This is a genomic window from Pontibacter sp. YIM B11418, assembly GCF_059278805.1.
Genome location: NZ_JCAEMH010000001.1, coordinates 489,150 through 507,724, shown reverse-complemented (window position 1 = coordinate 507,724; position 18,575 = coordinate 489,150). Strand labels below are relative to the sequence as shown.

Genomic DNA, 18,575 nt, shown 5'->3' with positions numbered 1-18,575 from the left:
ATGAAAGCCTCTGATTTAAAAAGGATCCGGTACTGTATACCTAGTATACCCGCATAGTTGGATCAATCTGTGTTGCCCAAGCATGGATGCCGCCCTTCAGGTTGAGGAGGTTGTCATAGCCGAGGCGTTGGGTGAGGTATAGGATAGCTTGAGCGCTGCGGAAGCCGTGGTGGCAAACCATGACCACGGGTACATCGCGGCGGATGCGGTTTGCCTGCTTCGGTACATCACCCAAAGGTATAAGCTCGCCGCCCAGGTTGCAGATCGCAAACTCCTCCGGCTCGCGCACATCCACGATCTGCAGTTCGGCGCTGCGGCCTAGTCTCTCCTTTAGTTCCTGTGCTGTGATCTCGTCCATAGTAGTAGCGCTCCTGCCTGTGCTATACCTTAAGCTTTGGTGTTTTGGTTTCGATTTGCAAACTTAGCAACAATTTAGCCCAAAACATGGGCTTGCACAGGTATAGATGACAGATTTTTACAATAGCATGACAGCGGCGCTGCAGGCCATGAGCCTGGTCGAAGTAATAGGGGTAATTACAGGTATAGCAGGGGTATGGCTGGCGGCCCGCCAAAGCATCTGGACTTGGCCGATCAGTGTGGTGAGTGTAACGGCTTACGTATTTGTGTTCTACGACGCCCGCCTCTATGCCGACATGGGGCTGAATGCCTTTTACATCATCACAAGTTTTTATGGCTGGTACGAGTGGCTGTACGGCGGAAGCGGACATACCGAGCGGAAAGTAACCCGAGTGGGAAAGCGGGAGTTATGGGTGATGATTGCGCTTGCAGTGGTGTTTACGGCTAGCCTCGGCTATTTCCTGGACAACTATACCAACGCCGACCTCTCCTATACCGACTCGGCCACGACCGCTGTGAGCCTAATGGCCTACTGGATGATGGCCAAGAAGCGGCTCGAAAACTGGCTGGTATGGCTGGCCGTGGATGTCGTGTACATCGGGGTGTTTACTTATAAGGAGCTATACCTGACAGCTCTTCTGTACTTTATCTTCCTCATACTGGCTACTATGGGCTACCTGGATTGGAAGCGGGGCATGGAAAAGGAAACTGCAGCTCCTGTTATAAAGTGATTATTGGAAATATCCTGTTTTATGTTTTTATCTTATGCAGTCATGGCATGGTATGTGCCGTACATGAGTATAACTGAGGCAATCGTTGAATTTTAGTGCGCCAAAGTATGCGAGTACCTATGTTCCACGCTACAACGACACTATGTATGATGAATCACAAGATTGAATTGCCAGATGAACTGAAGTACGAGAACCGTATGAAGTGGGGCTACGAGTCCCCGGACGAGAGCCCCAAGCGCCTGCTGCTCTGTCAGTACGGCGATCGGCACCCCAAAGAGGTAGAGGTATATAACTTTTACGATTATAGCTTCACCGAGAATTAAGAAATGCCCGTCTCCACCAAAGTAGAGAGACGAAAGTACAGCGGGGACACATTTTAAGGAATGTGTCCCCGTTTTTTTGTCTAGGCTTTCTACTAGGAGCCCTTATCCATTAATTAGGTTCAAATTGTCTTGTTCTTTCAGGTCACAGTGTGCAATAATTAAATCAGGGAGTTTTTACAATTAAAATTTGTGCCTGAATTGTTATATGCCTTGTTGGATATTCTTCCTACACATCAAAAACTTATGTCCACCCATCTCTAGCACATAACAACTAAGAATATAAACATTCCATTTATTTATTTTAGTTTTCATAGTATATCTATTTAAGGTTCATCCATTTAGCAGCTGTCATTCAATAATTTAGCTGTTGGATTGGTGCTAAACCACCGCTACATTTCCTTACTTGTTCTATGATCCATTGGTGATTCAACCCTCTCCGCCAATTCTAGTTTCTTAATTATATAGTACGCACTTATTTTTAGCAAACCAACCATGCTACACGCCTCCTATTACTGGCAATTCCTGGTATAGTCACCACCATAAGCCTTTCATTTTACTGAGTAGTCATTTGGCTGCTTAAGCCTCTTCGTGAGAACTGGCCTTACACTGATGAACGCACAAGCATCGGACAGGCGCTGTTTTGCCAAATTTTCATGCTTACAAACACCACTTAAAACACTTTCTAACAATCAAAAAATCTTTACACTTATGGAAAATCTTAACAATTACACGAGGGGAACGGGGTACGTTCTGCCGAATCTGATGTCGGGGCTATGGCGATTTGCTATAATATTGTTTGTATTGCCTCTATTTGTGAGTACTGAAGCATTTTCCCAAAAAACTCCGCCAGATCCTGGGGTGGGCGGTACTGTATATGGAGTAGAGATAGATGCAGATTTTTTTTCAGGCACCAAACCCAGTTTTTGGAATAACACGAATTATACAAACCTAAGTCTATTCGGTGCTGACTGGTCAGGGCCTAATGGAATTTTGAATAAATCAGGCGTCAACTCAGTAGTTGGTAGATCTGCAGATGGTAGAACACTTTGGCAACAGGATGGCAACTGGGGAACTAGGGCAGGTGTAGCTGAAATTTCTACCTTTAGTGGTACCAGTAATAAAAATGGACAAATCATTAACAGTGCTGCAACTGGAGGTGATCCTTATACTGTGCAGCTTGGTGGATCAGGCCCACAAAAGAACGATATCACTGATATGTTCCTGCATACCCGAGATGTAATGGTACAGGGCGAACTCCATACTATTCTGTTTTTTGGAGCTGGAACACGCGCAACAACTGGCTCAAGCTACCTTGACTTCGAGTATAATCAAGCTGGTGTAACAGTAGCAGATGGCTTCATGACTGGTAAGGGTACTGTAGGCGGTCGTACACCCGGAGACTTTGTTCTGGTAGTTAACTATGAAGGGGGAGGTAGCAAACCTGTTGTCGGCTACAGAGTTTGGTTAGCTTCAGGGCAATGGTCTGAAGAAACAATGGTTACAGGCTCTAATGGCTATATCACAACTAATATTGTAAACATTGCTCCTGTAGCACCTAATATGGGTGTAGCTAGTAACGGTGCTTTTGCAAATATTACGGGGGCGTTCCAGTTTGTTGAAGGTGGCGTTGATATTACAGCGCTCAATCTTGATGGTGCAGATCTTTGTAACCCTGAAGCTACTTTAACTGCAAAAACCCGTTCTTCCCCTTCATTTACAGCTGAATTAAAAGATTTTTCTTATGCTACATTTCCATTAGTGCCTGGGGCAACCATTACCGATCTGTCACCCGTAACAAAGTGCCCTGGCGAAAGCGCTGTATTCAGCACAAGTGTGAGCGGTGATGGTGCCTTGGCGGCTAACGTAGAATGGTATAAAGGTACTACCAAAATCGTAGACGATAATAGTAAGTATAACATCGAGGTCTCAAATGGAACCAGTACTCTTACCATCAATAATCTAGTAACGGCTGATGGCGATACCTACAAGGCTTTGCTTACAGCAGCTACCTGTGGGGATCCAGAAAAGACAGCATTACTTACTATAAATCCTAGTCCTGCTACAGATGATGTTGCAAACAGAACCCACTGCCATGGTGAATCTGGTGGAGTTATTATTTTTAGTAGTTCTGTGGCAGGCGCAACCTTCGCATGGACCTCTGATATAAATGTAGGCTTTGGCGTCAGCGGCACAGGCAATATTCCTGCTTACACAGCCTCTAATACTACTACAGCACCCATTATTGCGACTGTAACAGTAACTGCGGCTGCCAACAACTGTCCTGGACCTCCTAATACATTTACAGTAACAGTGAATCCAATACCAGCAGGAGTTAATACCACAATGGAAACCTGCCCTACCACTGGCGGAGGTACTACTGCGGTATTTGATTTAACTTCTAAAAATACTACTGTAGTGGGCACTAGTGGAGCAGCCGTAGAAGGTTGGTATACAACCTATTCCAACGGAGTATTCTCAGGTAAGATTGATGAACCAGAAAGTTACGTTTCTGCTACAGGCAATACTGTATTCGCCAAATTGGTAGGCACAGGTAATTGTGTTGGGGTAGCTCAGAATGCGCTGACTGTAAACCCATCAGCGCCAGGGCCCGATGTTACTTACAATGCACCCAAATGTGATGAAGCTGTCTTTAGTGTCACTGTCAATAATCCGGCTGTAGGAGCTACTTATACAATAGTAGATAAAAACGGAGGAAATTCTGCGAGTATTATTGTCACTATGGCGAATCAGGAGGTAATATTTACGAATAGACCTGCAGGTTCAGGTTATAGTGTGACTGCTACAGTTGGTCAGTGTGTCTCAGAGGCCACTGATTGTGAAAGTAGTGCACCTGGTGTATTGAAAACCGAAGCACCTGTCCAATCACTTCAAGGAGTTAGTGAATTACAAGGCAGGCAGCTTACTGCTTACCCGGTTCCATTTTATGATAGAGCAACTGTGGAGTATACTGCTGAACACGAAGGGAATTATGTAATTAATCTCTATGACATGAAGGGAAGCTTAATTAAGCAACTTCAATCAGGAAATGCTAGAGCAGGTGAGAAGACTACTATTGAAGTTGATGGGAACGGAATGCCTGAAGGAATGTATCTTATCCGTGTTGTAAATGGACGTGGTGCGAAAACCGTGAAACTACTTAAAAAAGAATAACAGTAGGAGGCTGTTAAATAAGGCTGCCGCCGGTGGGGAAACCTGTTGGTGGCAGCTTTTTTGTGGCAGGCCCTGTGATGGCGACTTTCAGCATAATTGGGCTACCTTTGCGGTATGTTGAAAGTCGCCATCACAGGGCCTGAATCCACGGGCAAATCTACGCTGTCGCAGCAGTTGGCTGCGCACTACAACACCGTGTGGGTGCCGGAGTATGCGCGCACCTACGTCGAAACGCTCGACAGACCCTATACCTTGCAGGACCTGGAACAGATTGCCAAAGGACAGCTGGCACTGGAGGCCCGTATACAGGAAGAAGCAAGCCGCATCTTGTTCTCAGACACCGACCTGCTGGTGATCAAAATATGGAGCGAACATGCCTTCGGCGAGTGCCCCGACTGGGTGCTGCAAAAACTAAAGCAACAGGACTACAACCTTTACCTGCTGATGGGCGTTGATTTGCCCTGGGAGCCTGATCCGCAACGGGAGCATCCGCACCTGCGCCAGTACTTTTATGACTGGTACAAGCGGGAACTGGAGGAACTGCAGGTGCCCTACCTGGAGATCAGCGGGCAGCACGAAGACCGGTTCGATAAGGCCACTGAGTACATCGATGCTTTGCTCCGGCAACATACCTAAAACCATACCTGGCCATGCTATACTATTTACAGAACTATAACTTTAAGGTGGGCGTCGAGAGTAAAGGCGCTGAGTTGCAGCACTTCGTTAAGCTCGATGAGGGCCTGGAGTTTATCTGGCAGGCCGACCCGGAGATCTGGGGCAGCCACGCGCCCAACCTTTTCCCGATCGTGGGGGAGTTGCCCGAAGGAACCTATACCTACGAAGACGAGATTTTCGCCCTGAAACGCCATGGTTTTGCGCGACACAAGGAATTCAAGCTGATTGAGGAGGAAGAAGACAAACTGGTGTTTGAGCTAGAGGACGATGAGGAAACCCTGCAGGTATACCCGTTTAAGTTCAGGCTCCTGATCGCCTACAAGCTCGAAAACAATAAATTGTCGGTTACTTACCAGGTGCTCAACCGCGACAAGAAAGGCATGTACTTTTCCATCGGCGGCCATCCGGGCTTCAATGTGCCATTTTATGCGGGGGAGCAATACGAAGACTATTTCATCGAGTTTGATAAAGAAGAGACCCTGCACCGCTACCTGCTCACTGACGAAGGGCTGCAAAGCGGCGACACGGCAAAAGTGTTGGAGCACGATCGGCTGCTGCCCCTGAAGCACAGCTATTTTGACAAGGATGCACTGGTGTTCAAAAACCTGAACTCAGACAAGCTGTCGTTGGGGAGCCGCACTAACCAGCGCCGCATCGAAATGACCTTTCCGGGCTTTCCATACCTGGGTATCTGGGCGAAGCCGGGGCCGACTCCTTACGTGTGCATCGAGCCCTGGTGTGGTATAGCAGGCCGTGATGGGGAGTCCGGCGAATTGGACAAAAAGGAAGGCATTAACCTGCTCAGTCCGATGCATGTGTTTGAGCGCACTTTTACCATGGAAGTGCTATAGCAGAATCTAAGCTATTTAAACCAAAAAGTCCCCTGTCGAATGGTCGAGCAGGGGACTTTTTGGTTTCATCGTGTTTCATTGCAGGGAAGGCTCCGGAAACTTGGGAACCTTGATGCGTCTCAAGTCATAATGCGGTTCATAATCATTGATAGGCAATGATATGCCGGGTGGCAGGTCCAGATCTGGCAGATCGTCGCCTAGTGGCTCGCCTCCATCGTCATCGTTATCAGTAGAGGAAGACCCTCTGAATTTTTTGCGCGGAGCGAAAGCGTAGTATGCCAGTATCGTTAGCAGTGCTAAAGTATACAGTAAGCTGATCATCATCACATTTCTTCTTTAACTCTCTAAAATTGTTTCAGCCGGCCTGTTTTCCTGGCAAATCCTGCTTTGTTAGAAGCGGGCGCTTGAAAACGTGCCTTGTATTGTTTTCAACGTAGTTTGCCCGCAAGGGGTTATCGGCTTTTGTTAAAATAAAATTGCACTTAACTGGCTGATACTGTGGGTTGGCCATTCATAGCGCCACAGGACTTTGTTTTGATCAAAAAACGGGTCTACCTTTGCATCAGTTTAGGGGTGCCTTATAACAACGGGCTGAGATCATACCCATTGAACCTGATCCGGGTAATGCCGGCGAAGGGAAAAACACGGGGAAACTATGTAGCAGGCTGCCGGCCCCAGGCAGGTCTGTATGTTTCAACTTATTCTTTTTTACACCTCAATGAAAAAATTACTGATTGTGATGGCAGTCGTTGTACTGTTGCCATTGCAGTTGCTTGCTCAGTTCAATCTGAGCGGCTACGTAACCGATGCTACCCAAAACGAAGCGCTGGCGGGAGCCACCGTCGAACTTTCCGGCAGCAATCAAGCCACCGTGTCTGCCCCCGATGGCCGCTTCCAATTCCAGAACCTGCCAGCCGGCAGCTATACCTTGGAGGTGTCATACCTGGGCTATGCTCAAATGAGCAGACAAGTGCAACTCAACGCCGACACTGAACTTCGCCTGGCCTTGCAGCCAACCAGTGTGACCACCGGTGAAGTACTGGTATCGTCTACCCGCGCCAACGAAAGAACGGGAACAACCTTCACGAACGTGACGCGCGAAGAGATAGCAGAACGCAACTTCGGACAGGACCTACCCTACCTACTGGAACAGACGCCCTCGGTGGTGGTGAACTCCGATGCGGGCGCTGGCGTGGGCTATACCGGTATTCGCATACGTGGCTCCGATATTACCCGCATCAACGTGACCGTGAACGGTATACCTGTCAACGACTCCGAAAGCCACGGGACCTTCTTTGTGAACATGCCGGATTTTTCCTCTTCTGTAGAAGATATGCAGGTGCAGCGCGGTGTAGGTACGTCCACCAACGGAGCAGGTGCCTTTGGGGCCAGCATCAACATTCAAACGCAGGGGGTGCGCCGTGAAGCCTACGCCGAAACCGACAACAGCTACGGCTCTTTCAACACCTGGAAAAACAATGTGCGCTTCGGCACGGGCCTGATCAACGGAAAATTTGCTTTTGATGGCCGACTGTCGCGCATCAAGTCAGATGGCTACATCGATCGTGCTTTTTCTGACCTGAAATCCATGTACTTCTCGGGAGGTTACTATGGCGATAAAACAACCGTGAAATTTGTGACCTTCTCGGGTAAGGAGCAAACTTACCAGGCCTGGTATGGTACGCCGGAGGCGCTGGTGTATGGCAACGCCGCTGACCTGCAGGCCTATATCGATCGTAACGGGATTGAAGGCAGCGACCTGGAGAACCTGCGTACCGCCGGCCGCAGGTACAATTACTATACCTACGACAACGAAACCGATAACTACCAGCAGGACCACTACCAGCTGCACTTGTCGCATGATTTCTCTCCGGAGCTTACTTTCTCCACTGCCCTGCACTATACCTATGGCCGCGGCTATTACGAGCAGTTCCGTACCAATGACAAACTCTCGAACTACGGTTTGCCGAATGTGATGATAGGAGAGGAGACGATCAGCAGGACTGACCTGATCCGCCGCCGCTGGCTCGACAATAACTTTTTCGGTGCCACTTATGCCTTTCAGTACAATCCGACGCCACGCCTGAATGCTACCCTGGGTGGTGCCTGGAACAGGTATGACGGTGACCACTTCGGGGAGGTGATCTGGGCCAGATTTGCCTCGACCTCCAACATCGGCGACCGCTATTACGACAACAATGCCGTGAAGACGGACTTCAACATTTTTGGTAAAGTGATCTATAGTCTGACGGATCAGTTGAGTCTGTTTGGTGACATGCAGGTGCGAACCGTGAATTATACCTTCGAGGGCATCGACAAGAACTTCGAGAACCTGGAACAGAACGTGGATTATACCTTCTATAACCCCAAAGCAGGTATAAGCTATGAATTTAAGCCGGGGCATCAGCTCTACGCTTCTTATGCGATCGGCAACCGCGAACCAGTTCGTGACGACTTTACAGAGTCTACCGCCGACAGCCGCCCGAAGCACGAGACACTGCGCAACGTAGAGGCTGGCTACCGTGGTCAGTTGGCGCTGGGCGAACTGGCAGGACGCGAACTGGGCGCGAGTCTCGAGGCAAACTACTTTTTCATGGACTACAAAAACCAGCTGGTGCTGACCGGAGAGATCAACGATGTAGGTGCCTATACCCGCACGAACATTGATCGCAGCTACCGTCAAGGTATAGAGTTGGCAGGAGCAGTTCGCCTGGGTGGTTTGGCCAGTCTGAGCAGTAACCTGAGCTACAGCCAAAATAAAGTGCGCGACTTTGAAGAGTACATCGACGACTACGACGAGGGAGGCCAGGTAATGAACAGCTACAGCGAAGCCACTATTGCTTACTCTCCGGATTTTGTGTCGGCCACGCAACTGGAGGTAGAGGTGCTGAAAGGACTGAAGGCCGCCTTTATTTACAAAACAGTGAGCAAGCAGTACCTGGACAATACACAGAATGATAACCGCATTATACCTGCCTATCAGGTGGGCGACCTGCGTCTGCGCTACACCACCGGTTTCACGGGCGTGCTGAAAGGCCTGGAGCTTGGTCTGCTGGTGAACAATATTTTCAACGAGCGTTATGCCGCCAATGGCTATACCTACAGCTACCTGGCAGGAGGGGAGCTGACAACCGAAAACTTCTATTACCCGCAAGCCACCCGCAACTTCCTGGCGTCTGTAGGCTTAAGATTTTAACATAGATTGATTTTTGATGTTTAAAGGCCTCACCAACTGGTGGGGCTTTTTTTTGATCTGGATTTGCAGGGTGGGTAAATTGTTGAATGGTTAAATGATTAATTTGTTGCCGGTGCACGATTGGTAGAGTACACACCCAATGCCTTTTATTAAGTTAACGCTCTTTCGGACATCCCTGTCCGGATGTATTTCTGCAGGGGGACATCCGTGTCCCCTATACCTAAAATAAGATATGCATACGGGGATGTGGACATCCCCAGCAGATAGCTTTCGGACTCGGAAGTCCGAAAGAGCGCTAAAACCGACACACGGGGGTTAGGAAATCCCTGGCAGTTTACTTCGGGATTGAGAAATATCGAAGAGCTTTTTTGACAGAATTTCTCAATCCCGAAGAGTTTTTTAGAAAACGTGACAACTTGTAGGGACAGGTCGCGGCCTGTCCGAATCGTGCACCTCTATTCCTTACCAAGTGCCGGACCATCATACCTTTCGGAATCTTACAGGGAAATTCCTCTCTCGGGAGGGGCGGGAGTGGGTTAATCTTATACTGAACTATTCAACCACTTAACCTTTCAACAATTCAACCATTTAGCAATTTAACTACTCAACAAACCCCGATTCAGAAATCTTGTTATATTTGCGTGTTACCCTTACCCTTAAAAGACAAATTAAGCTATGGCCTACGAATCATCAGGAGCCCCTGATTATTATAACATTGACGACCTACTCACTGAGGAGCATATCCTTATCCGCCAGTCCCTGCGTGAATTTGTGAAGCGTGAGATCTCTCCAAACATCGAGCAGTGGGCGCAGGACGCACACTTCCCTTCCGAAATCGTGAAAAAATTTGGCGATGTAGGCGCTTTCGGCCCGACTATACCTGCTGAGTACGGCGGTGGTGGTCTGGACTACATCAGCTACGGCATCATTATGCAGGAGATTGAGCGCGGCGACTCCGGTATGCGTTCTACGGCTTCGGTGCAGGGCTCGCTGGTGATGTATCCGATCTACGCTTATGGCTCAGAAGAGCAACGCAAAAAGTACCTGCCCAAGCTTGCCAGCGGCGAATGGTTGGGCTGCTTCGGCCTCACAGAGCCTGACCATGGTTCTAACCCGGGTGGCATGACGACCAACATCAAAGATATGGGCGACCACTACCTGCTCAACGGTGCCAAGATGTGGATTTCCAACTCACCAGAGTGCCAGGTGGCCGTGGTGTGGGCCAAGAACGAACAGGGTCGCATCAAAGGTCTGATCGTGGAGCGTGGTATGGAAGGCTTCTCTACACCGGAAATCCATAACAAGTGGAGCCTGCGTGCCAGCTGCACCGGCGAACTGGTATTCGACAACGTGAAAGTGCCGAAAGAAAACCTGCTACCGAATATTGAAGGTCTGCGCGGTCCGCTCGGTTGCCTCGATTCTGCCCGCTACGGTATAGCCTGGGGTGCAATTGGTGTAGCCATCGATTGCTACGAGTCAGCCCGCAAGTATGCCATGGAGCGTATTCAGTTCGATAAGCCGATTGGTGCTTTCCAGCTTACACAAAAGAAACTGGCCGAAATGCTGACTGAGATCACAAAGGCCCAGCTACTGGCCTGGAGACTCGGCACCTTGAAAAACGAAGGCAAAGCGACAACCCAGCAAATCTCGATGGCCAAGCGTAACAACGTGGACATGGCCCTGCACATCGCCCGCGAGGCACGGCAGATTCATGGCGGTATGGGCATCACGGGCGAGTACCCGATTATGCGCCACATGATGAACCTGGAGTCGGTGATCACCTACGAAGGCACCCACGATATTCACTTGCTCATTACCGGAGCAGATATCACAGGTATACCGGCGTTTAAATAATAGTTGATTATTATGCGTTGTCCGTTGATCGGGCAGCGAGTAAGGTATAGAAAGGCAGCTGCGCAAGTGGCTGCCTTTTCTGTTTCTGTATACCTCGCGGTGTGCGTCGCTCCCGCGCGTGTCTGTGATAAACCTGTTATCGCAAGGCTTGAGGAAATACAACAGAAGCTGAAAGAGGTATAGGTATAGGTATAGGTATAGGTGATTTTGTTGGAGCAATCAGATTACTCTCCCAGCTCCCGAAGCTCCTCCCTGCTTTTGCCTCCGGGGTTGTACTTCATCATATCCTGCCAGAGCCGGTCAAACTCCTCGCTGAAATCCTGCACAATGCTGCGGTTGTCGGTGATCAGGATGTTCTCGTGGTTGTATAGAGCGGCGCTACGGGTCCAGTTGTAGCTACCGGTCAATACCTGCACTTCATCAAAAATGGCGAACTTGTGATGCATGTGGTTACGCGTTTTGTCAATACGGATCTCCAGCCCTCTGGCAGCGAGTTCCTGTATGTCCGATCCCGCGTCGTGCAGCTTGTGGTTGTCAGTCATGATTTTGATGGCAATACCTCGTTTGTACGCCCGCACAATGGCGTCTGAAATACGGTTGTCGCTGATGGTGAACACGCATATTTTTACACTCTCTTCGGCCGCGTCCATAGAAGCGATGATGGCGTTGAGGCAGTCGTCTCCGGGGCTGAAGAAAGCATGGCTGGTGATCTTTTGCTGATGGGTATGCATCGGGAGCTTGTTGTTAAGTCTTGTAAGGTAACACAGGTATATCATATTCTTAAACAAATCCTGTATTTTGCTAACCTCGTTAGATTTTTGATGAATTACTATAATATAGTTAGCAAAATTTAGTAAATTCGTAGGCAGAAATGGAGCGAAAGCGACGCTGAAACTGTTACCTTTAGGTATAGCAGAAAGCGCTAAATCAGATAGCATTTTTTATGAGAGAAGATTACCTGACTGGCAGTAACGACTACATGTCGCCGGTCGAAAAAGACATAGACAAGGCGCTTCGTCCGCTGAGCTTTGCCGACTTTACGGGGCAGGCCAAAGTGGTGGAGAACCTCAAGATATTTGTGCTGGCGGCCAAAAACCGTGGCGAGGCTTTGGACCACGTGCTGCTGCACGGACCTCCCGGCCTGGGCAAAACCACGCTGTCGCATATCATTGCTTCTGAGCTGGACGCAGGTATAAAAATGACCTCCGGACCGGTGCTGGACAAGCCAAGCGATCTGGCGGGTTTGCTCACCAACCTCGATCCGAACGATGTGCTCTTCATCGACGAGATTCACCGACTCAACCCGATTGTGGAAGAGTACCTGTACTCGGCAATGGAGGACTATAAGATCGACATTATGCTCGACTCTGGTCCGAATGCCCGCTCCGTGCAGATCAGCCTGAACCCGTTTACGCTGATCGGAGCCACGACACGTTCCGGCTTGCTGACAGCACCGTTGCGTGCCCGTTTCAGCATTAACTCACGTCTGGAGTACTATGATGCTGAGTTGCTGACTTCGATTGTGAAGCGTTCCTCTGCCTTGCTTGGAGCGCCTATACATGAGGATGCCGCTTTCGAGATTGCCCGCCGTAGCCGTGGTACGCCGCGTATCGCCAACAACCTGCTGCGCCGTACCCGCGACTTTGCGCAGGTGAAGAGCAACGGTACCATCGACGTGGAGATCGCGCGTTTCGCCCTGGCTGCCCTGGATGTAGACCACAATGGCCTCGATGATATGGACAAGCGCATCCTGTCCTGCATTATCGACAAGTACAAAGGCGGTCCGGTAGGTCTATCCACCATCGCGACGGCCTGCGGCGAAGAGGCCGAGACGATAGAGGAGGTATACGAGCCGTTCCTGATCCAGGAAGGCTACATCAAGCGCACCGCCCGCGGACGTGAAGCAACAGAAGCTGCCTACCGCCACCTAGGCAAAATTCCGCCACAGCAAGTTGTAGCTGGTGGTTTGTTTGATCAGGCTGAATAATAATTGTTTGTGATATATGAAAAAAGCAGGCTGTAGGCCTGCTTTTTTTGTTTTAACAGGTGCAACCACTCCTATACCTTGGATTAATAGGAAAGCTTCATTTTAACCTCGTTCCGCTTTTCCAGATTCCGATGATTTTGCAGAGGGATTCAATGTCGCTGGTTGGATCACCCTCAATCAGTAAAAAGTTAGCTTTATTATTCTCTTTTATAAGCTGGGTCTCCAAAAAATTGAAAGCTATTGCCGGATTGATGGTAGCAGTTTTCAGAGTTTCAAAATCGCTGAGGCCTGATGCCTTAAGTAATCTCAATTCCTCCAATAAGTCATCATGGAAATTTATACCTAGATTAGGCGCATCTGTTCCAGCCAGTATAAGTAGTTGGCTCTTGTGTAGCTTATGCACTTCTTTCTGTATTTCTTCAAACGGGAGATAATTCACCGCTATACCTTTTTGTTCTGCAAATTGAAATAATTTCTGAGTGGCATATAAGGTTGGGATGACAAACGGTTTATGTTTTGCCAATTGGGAGAGCTGTTCTTCACCAATCGCTTTGTCTACCCAGATATGGGCAAATCCATTTATGCCAAGTTTACTTATTGCAAGCGCATCATCCAAAGTCGAAATATGCACAATCACAGCTTTATCGTTTTGGTGAGAGGCTTTTGTGAGCGCCTCAATGGTTTTAAAATCAAGCGTAGCGCGTAAAGGCTCACGGATGATCTTGGTAAAATCAACGCCTTCATCGACTCTGTCCTGTATAAAGGCTTCTGCCTCGCTAGCACTAGAAACAGTGGGTACTGCATAGCCCAATTGTGTACCATGACCACCCGGGGCTGTGGCTCCAGGTCCGGAGGTATAGTAAGTAGCGTAATGTGTAGAATCATTAAACGTCCGGAGTTGCTTCGCCTTTTCACTGGAAGTATACAAGTCGAGAACAGTACCTATACCCTGTGTCAGGCTTTCTTTTAGATGCAGCGGTTCGTGCACATGGGCGTGCCCATTTACCAGCAGCGGTACAATGGTTTTGCCTTTCCCATCCACTACGGTAGCGGCTGGATCGGATATATGTTCCCCAATGGAAATAATTACCCCGTCCGAAATCAGTACATCCACCTGCTCCCTGATTGTTGAGCCGTCATACAGCTTGACATTTTGGATCAGTACGTCCTCTTTGCTGCCGTCACACCCATAAAGTAGCATGCAATACAAAAGCGCTAATATTTTAAAGTTATAGGTTAGGGTTTGGGGTGACATGAGTTCAGGATGGTAGGAATAAGGCAAATGTATACCATTCTTCAAATATTTTGCAATGGTTTGCCATACATGGAGTTCTCACAAGCTTCTAGCTATATAACATCCAACCAAAATCCTGCACAGGGACTTTTTTCTCCCTAAATTTGTTCTCCTCCAGGTGTAGCTATACCTGAGCGACACGCATATTTTGAACAAAGCACAACATACATACCTCATCAAGCAGAAAGCACAGGAACTGGGCTTCATGTACTGTGGTATTTCCAAAGCAGATTTTCTGGAAGAGGAGGCGCCGCGGCTGGAGAACTGGCTGAAGCAGAACATGCACGGGCAAATGCGCTACATGGAAAACCACTTCGACAAGCGCCTGGACCCGCGGCTGTTGGTGGAAGGGGCAAAATCGGTGGTATCGCTGCTGCTCAACTATTACCCCGAAAAAGAAAACCAGCAGGCCGGCGAGGATACCTATAAAGTGTCGAAGTATGCCTACGGTACCGACTATCACTTTGTCATCAAAGACAAGCTGAAGACGCTGCTCAATTATATAAACGAGGAAATAGGGGAGGTCGGTGGTCGCTGCTTCGTGGATTCTGCCCCGGTGCTGGACAAGGCCTGGGCCTCGAAAAGCGGACTTGGCTGGGTTGGTAAACATACCCTCCTCATAACACCCCAGGCAGGAAGTTTTCATTTTGTCGCCGAACTGATCATCGATCTGGAACTGGAATACGACGGCCCGATCAAAGACTACTGTGGCTCCTGCACCCGCTGTCTGGATGCCTGCCCGACCGATGCGATCGTGGCGCCCTATGTGGTTGACGGGAGCAAGTGCATCTCCTACTTTACCATCGAGCTGAAAGACCAGCTGCCGCAGGAAATGAACGGGAAGTTCGGTAACTGGATATTCGGCTGCGACATCTGCCAGGATGTATGCCCCTGGAACCGGTTCAGCAAGCCGCACCAGGAGCCGGCCTTTGAGCCGCACCCGCAGCTGAAGGAAATGAAGAAGTCGGACTGGGAGGAAATCACACAGGAGGTCTTTGCGCAGCTGTTCAAGAAATCAGCTGTGAAACGAACAGGTTACAATGGCCTACTGCGCAATATCCGCTTCCTTGAGCAAAGCCCCGGCTCTCATACCTGAGCTCTGGAGAACACCTTGTTCAGCACATAAAGGTACATCTCCGAAAATTTTTCATAGCACCATTGCTTCAGCTGCTTAAGTTCTTCTGGAATCAGCACTTTAAAGGCTTTTCTCAGTTCTTTCTCAAACAGCATTTTGTCGAAGCTCACCTTCAACAAGATCGTTTTAACGTACTCCAGCATTATTATCGTTTGGTATTTCGGTATTCTACTCTGCTATACGAAATTAATCTAAAAGGTTCATTCAGTCTTGATTAAATTGTAAAATTCTACGTTAATCAGTTGATTCTGAATGCGAAAACCGGGCCGGCTTCCATTGTTTGACTGATAGCAGAACGCTCAAAACAGGCCTGTATTTTAAAGGAACAGCCAGTCAACCCGAAACAGACAGAAGCGACAAATTCCCGAAAATTGGACTATAATATTCCGGTGGATAGCGACAAGAATTTGTAAATTTGCTATTATACCTGAATGATGCGCCTGACTTTCCTACTTATGCTGCTATACCTGTTGGTGCTGGTGCCCGCTTTTGGGCAGCAGGCCCGCATTGAGCTAGGCAAAAGTCCGCTGCCCATCAACACCTACTTCACGGTTTCCATCCGGCTGCAGGATCAGCAACTCAAGGATTATTCTCCTTTTCCGGAGATTGAAGGCTTCAAAAAAAGCAACCGCTTTTCGTCCACCAAAACAGTCATAGCAGGAGGCAAGACCACCACCGTGCTCACCATTACCCAGAATTATGCTGCCCTGGCCGAAGGAGACTACGAGCTCAAGCCCTTCAGCATGACCGTGAACGGGCAGCCCCTGAAGTCGGCCGGTATGAAGATCAAGGTGGGCCCGATGGCCGCTGTCAGTCCCCAGGAACCGGAACTGGTTATACCTGAGCAGCCCGAGCAGGGCGAAGCGAAACCCCAGGAGTACGTGGATCAGGAAGATAATGCCTTCCTGACTCTTTATACCGATAAGAAGGAGGTATATGTGGGTGAGGGCCTGAACATTGTGCTGTACTTCTATCTGGCCGAAGCAGATCAGCGGTTGCTGGACTTTCATGATTTTGGCAACCAGATAACAGGTATACTACGTCAGCTGAAACAACCCAACGCCTGGGAGGAAGTGTTCGAGATAGACGAAGTAACGCCTGAGCAGGTGGTAGTACAAGGTGAGCCATACCTGCGTTTCAGGCTGTATGAAGCCGTGCTATACCCGCTCACTACCGAGCCACTGCACTTTCCGAAGCTGTCACTGCGCATGCTCAAATACAAAGTAGCCGTTGACCCAACGCTGCTTGAGGACAGGATGGAAGGCTATAAGACCTTTTTTGCCCGGGAGCGCATCATACCTGTCAAAGAGCTGCCGCCGCACCCGTTGCGCGACATGGTACCCGTCGGAGAGTATACCTTGCGGGAGGGGCTGTCGAGCCAGTCGGTGCCGCTGAACAAAAGCTTCAGGTATATGTTTGAGCTGGAAGGGGAGGGAAACCTGGCTGCCCTTATGCCACCAAGCCCAACAACTACTGGTACACTCGACTTCTATCAGCCCGATATGCGGCAGGACATTACCTTGCGTGCCGGGCGTGTGCAGGGCGTGAAGCGCTTCACGTATTCCGTACTCGGCCGCGTGCCAGGCACTTACAACCTGGCCAACGACTTTCAGTGGATCTACTTCAACCCGGTTACCGCTACGTACGACACACTTCGATCTGAGCAGAGCGTTACGGTAACAGGTGTAGCCGAAGCGGGTACCATGGTGCTGGCCCGCGATCTGGGCCCTTTTTACAAGATCATCGAGAACGAAGACCATACCTTGGTCAGTCTCTACCAGGACGAAGTCATTAAGCGCTATACAAACATTATCCTGCTGGTGCTGCTGGCCTTGTCAGGATTCATTTTCTTAAAGTATCGGAACATCAAATGAGCAATTCATACGGTAAGATTTTCAAAATAACCACCTTTGGCGAGTCCCATGGCGTGGCAGTGGGCGTGATTGTAGATGGCTGCCCTGCGGGACTGGAGATCACAGCAGAAGAGATACAAACCGCCCTGGACCGTCGCCGGCCCGGGCAGTCCGACATCACGACTCCCCGTAAGGAAGAAGATAAAGTAACGATACTTTCCGGCGTGTTCGAAGGCAAAACCACAGGCACCCCGATCGCGTTGGTGGTGGGCAACAAAGACCAGGCAAGCCACGACTACTCGCATGTGGCGCAGGCTTTCCGCCCTTCGCACGCTGACTATACCTACACCGCTAAGTATGGCTTGCGTGACCACCGTGGTGGTGGCCGCAGCTCAGCCCGCGAAACTGTGGCGCGTGTGGCAGCAGGTGCTTTGGCAGCCAAGCTGTTGCAGCACTACGGCATCACGGTGCGCTCCTATGTGTCGCAGGTGGGAGGTATAAAAGTGCGCAAGCATTACTCCAAACTCGACTTGTCGCAGATCGACAGCAATAAAGTGCGCTGCCCCGATGGCAAAACAGCCGCCCGAATGATCAGTCTGATAGAAGATGCCCGTGATAGCCTGGATACCATTGGTGGCGTTGTAAGCTGTGTGGTGCAGGGCGTTCCGGTTGGACTGGGCGAGCCTGTTTTCGACAAGCTGCACGCGGAGTTGGGCAAGGCCATGCTGAGCATCAATGCTGTGAAAGGCTTTGAGTACGGCAGCGGCTTTGAGGGCGTGAAACTGCGTGGTTCACAGCATAATGACCAATTCTATACGGATGAGGAAGGACATGTGCGTACCAGAACCAACCACTCCGGCGGTATACAGGGCGGCATCAGCAACGGGCAGGACATTTACTTCAATGTAGCCTTTAAGCCCGTCGCTACTATCCTGCAGCCGCAGCAAACCATCAACGATGCCGGCGAGGAGATCACGCTGCAGGGCAAAGGCCGCCACGACCCTTGTGTGTTGCCACGCGCCGTCCCGATCGTGGATGCCATGGCTGCGCTCGTGCTGGCTGACTTTCTGCTGCGGAAGCGAGCTAACAGGCTGGACATCTGAAAGGAGGTTGCCGCGTTAGCTTAAAATGATTATATTTGTTAATAG

At 49.5% G+C, this 18,575-nt stretch carries 16 protein-coding genes and 1 riboswitch; of the genes, 11 read left to right on the top strand and 5 right to left on the bottom strand.

Annotation, left to right across the window (positions count from 1 at the left end):
• Window positions 1-40: 40 nt before the first annotated feature.
• Complete coding sequence (locus AC4QZR_RS02170) at window positions 41-358, bottom strand: rhodanese-like domain-containing protein (RefSeq protein ID WP_494479457.1); 318 nt, start codon at window positions 356-358, stop codon at window positions 41-43.
• 106 nt (window positions 359-464) lie between these two features.
• On the opposite strand from AC4QZR_RS02170, the gene pnuC reads away from it, so the two are divergent.
• The 5 genes from pnuC to AC4QZR_RS02145 all read left to right on the top strand — a co-directional run bounded on the left by pnuC (window position 465) and on the right by AC4QZR_RS02145 (window position 6,108).
• The gene (gene pnuC / locus AC4QZR_RS02165; RefSeq protein ID WP_494479456.1) at window positions 465-1,088 is read left to right on the top strand and encodes a nicotinamide riboside transporter PnuC; all 624 of its coding nucleotides are present in this window, start codon (window positions 465-467) and stop codon (window positions 1,086-1,088) included.
• A 146-nt stretch (window positions 1,089-1,234) separates the two neighbouring features.
• Complete coding sequence (locus AC4QZR_RS02160) at window positions 1,235-1,411, top strand: hypothetical protein (protein ID WP_253400838.1); 177 nt, start codon at window positions 1,235-1,237, stop codon at window positions 1,409-1,411.
• A gap of 609 nt (window positions 1,412-2,020) precedes the next feature.
• A complete protein-coding gene (locus AC4QZR_RS02155; protein WP_494479455.1) occupies window positions 2,021-4,582 on the top strand; it encodes a T9SS type A sorting domain-containing protein in 2,562 nt (853 codons plus the stop codon).
• A 114-nt stretch (window positions 4,583-4,696) separates the two neighbouring features.
• Window positions 4,697-5,218 (top strand): AAA family ATPase, encoded by a 522-nt coding sequence (locus tag AC4QZR_RS02150; protein WP_494479454.1) that lies wholly within the window; start codon window positions 4,697-4,699, stop codon window positions 5,216-5,218.
• A gap of 14 nt (window positions 5,219-5,232) precedes the next feature.
• Window positions 5,233-6,108 (top strand): aldose 1-epimerase family protein, encoded by an 876-nt coding sequence (locus AC4QZR_RS02145; RefSeq protein WP_494479453.1) that lies wholly within the window; start codon window positions 5,233-5,235, stop codon window positions 6,106-6,108.
• A 75-nt stretch (window positions 6,109-6,183) separates the two neighbouring features.
• Here AC4QZR_RS02145 and AC4QZR_RS02140 read toward each other — a convergent pair whose 3' ends face one another.
• Window positions 6,184-6,432 carry a hypothetical protein gene (locus AC4QZR_RS02140; RefSeq protein ID WP_076669363.1) on the bottom strand — a complete coding sequence of 83 codons (249 nt, stop codon included), beginning with the start codon at window positions 6,430-6,432 and terminating at the stop codon, window positions 6,184-6,186.
• A gap of 235 nt (window positions 6,433-6,667) precedes the next feature.
• A riboswitch (TPP riboswitch) is annotated at window positions 6,668-6,765 on the top strand.
• Between the two features lie 61 nt (window positions 6,766-6,826).
• Here AC4QZR_RS02140 and AC4QZR_RS02135 point away from each other — a divergent pair.
• Together AC4QZR_RS02135 and AC4QZR_RS02130 are read left to right on the top strand one after the other, a co-directional pair.
• Window positions 6,827-9,304, top strand: a complete 2,478-nt coding sequence (locus tag AC4QZR_RS02135; protein ID WP_494479452.1) for a TonB-dependent receptor — start codon at window positions 6,827-6,829, stop codon at window positions 9,302-9,304.
• A 675-nt stretch (window positions 9,305-9,979) separates the two neighbouring features.
• On the top strand, window positions 9,980-11,158 hold the full coding sequence (locus tag AC4QZR_RS02130; protein WP_494479451.1) for an acyl-CoA dehydrogenase family protein: 1,179 nt from the start codon (window positions 9,980-9,982) through the stop codon (window positions 11,156-11,158).
• A 224-nt stretch (window positions 11,159-11,382) separates the two neighbouring features.
• Here the strand turns inward: AC4QZR_RS02130 and AC4QZR_RS02125 are convergent, their stop codons facing one another.
• The gene (locus AC4QZR_RS02125; RefSeq protein ID WP_494479450.1) at window positions 11,383-11,889 is read right to left on the bottom strand and encodes a phospholipase D-like domain-containing protein; all 507 of its coding nucleotides are present in this window, start codon (window positions 11,887-11,889) and stop codon (window positions 11,383-11,385) included.
• A 212-nt stretch (window positions 11,890-12,101) separates the two neighbouring features.
• Between AC4QZR_RS02125 and ruvB the strand changes: the two genes are divergently transcribed.
• On the top strand, window positions 12,102-13,145 hold the full coding sequence (gene ruvB, locus AC4QZR_RS02120) for a Holliday junction branch migration DNA helicase RuvB (RefSeq protein WP_116541501.1): 1,044 nt from the start codon (window positions 12,102-12,104) through the stop codon (window positions 13,143-13,145).
• A gap of 97 nt (window positions 13,146-13,242) precedes the next feature.
• Here ruvB and AC4QZR_RS02115 read toward each other — a convergent pair whose 3' ends face one another.
• Window positions 13,243-14,445, bottom strand: coding sequence for an amidohydrolase family protein (locus AC4QZR_RS02115; protein WP_494479449.1), 1,203 nt, complete (start codon window positions 14,443-14,445; stop codon window positions 13,243-13,245).
• A gap of 142 nt (window positions 14,446-14,587) precedes the next feature.
• Here AC4QZR_RS02115 and queG point away from each other — a divergent pair, with 142 nt between their 5' ends.
• A complete protein-coding gene (gene queG, locus AC4QZR_RS02110; protein ID WP_494479448.1) occupies window positions 14,588-15,535 on the top strand; it encodes a tRNA epoxyqueuosine(34) reductase QueG in 948 nt (315 codons plus the stop codon).
• Here queG and AC4QZR_RS02105 read toward each other — a convergent pair.
• Complete coding sequence (locus tag AC4QZR_RS02105; protein ID WP_076669372.1) at window positions 15,526-15,717, bottom strand: hypothetical protein; 192 nt, start codon at window positions 15,715-15,717, stop codon at window positions 15,526-15,528. The two genes, queG and AC4QZR_RS02105, sit on opposite strands and share 10 nt — an antisense overlap.
• A gap of 288 nt (window positions 15,718-16,005) precedes the next feature.
• Between AC4QZR_RS02105 and AC4QZR_RS02100 the strand changes: the two genes are divergently transcribed.
• Complete coding sequence (locus AC4QZR_RS02100; protein WP_494479447.1) at window positions 16,006-17,448, top strand: BatD family protein; 1,443 nt, start codon at window positions 16,006-16,008, stop codon at window positions 17,446-17,448.
• A complete protein-coding gene (gene aroC, locus AC4QZR_RS02095; RefSeq protein WP_494479446.1) occupies window positions 17,445-18,530 on the top strand; it encodes a chorismate synthase in 1,086 nt (361 codons plus the stop codon). The genes AC4QZR_RS02100 and aroC overlap by 4 nt, the downstream gene beginning before the upstream one ends.
• Window positions 18,531-18,575 lie beyond the last annotated feature (45 nt).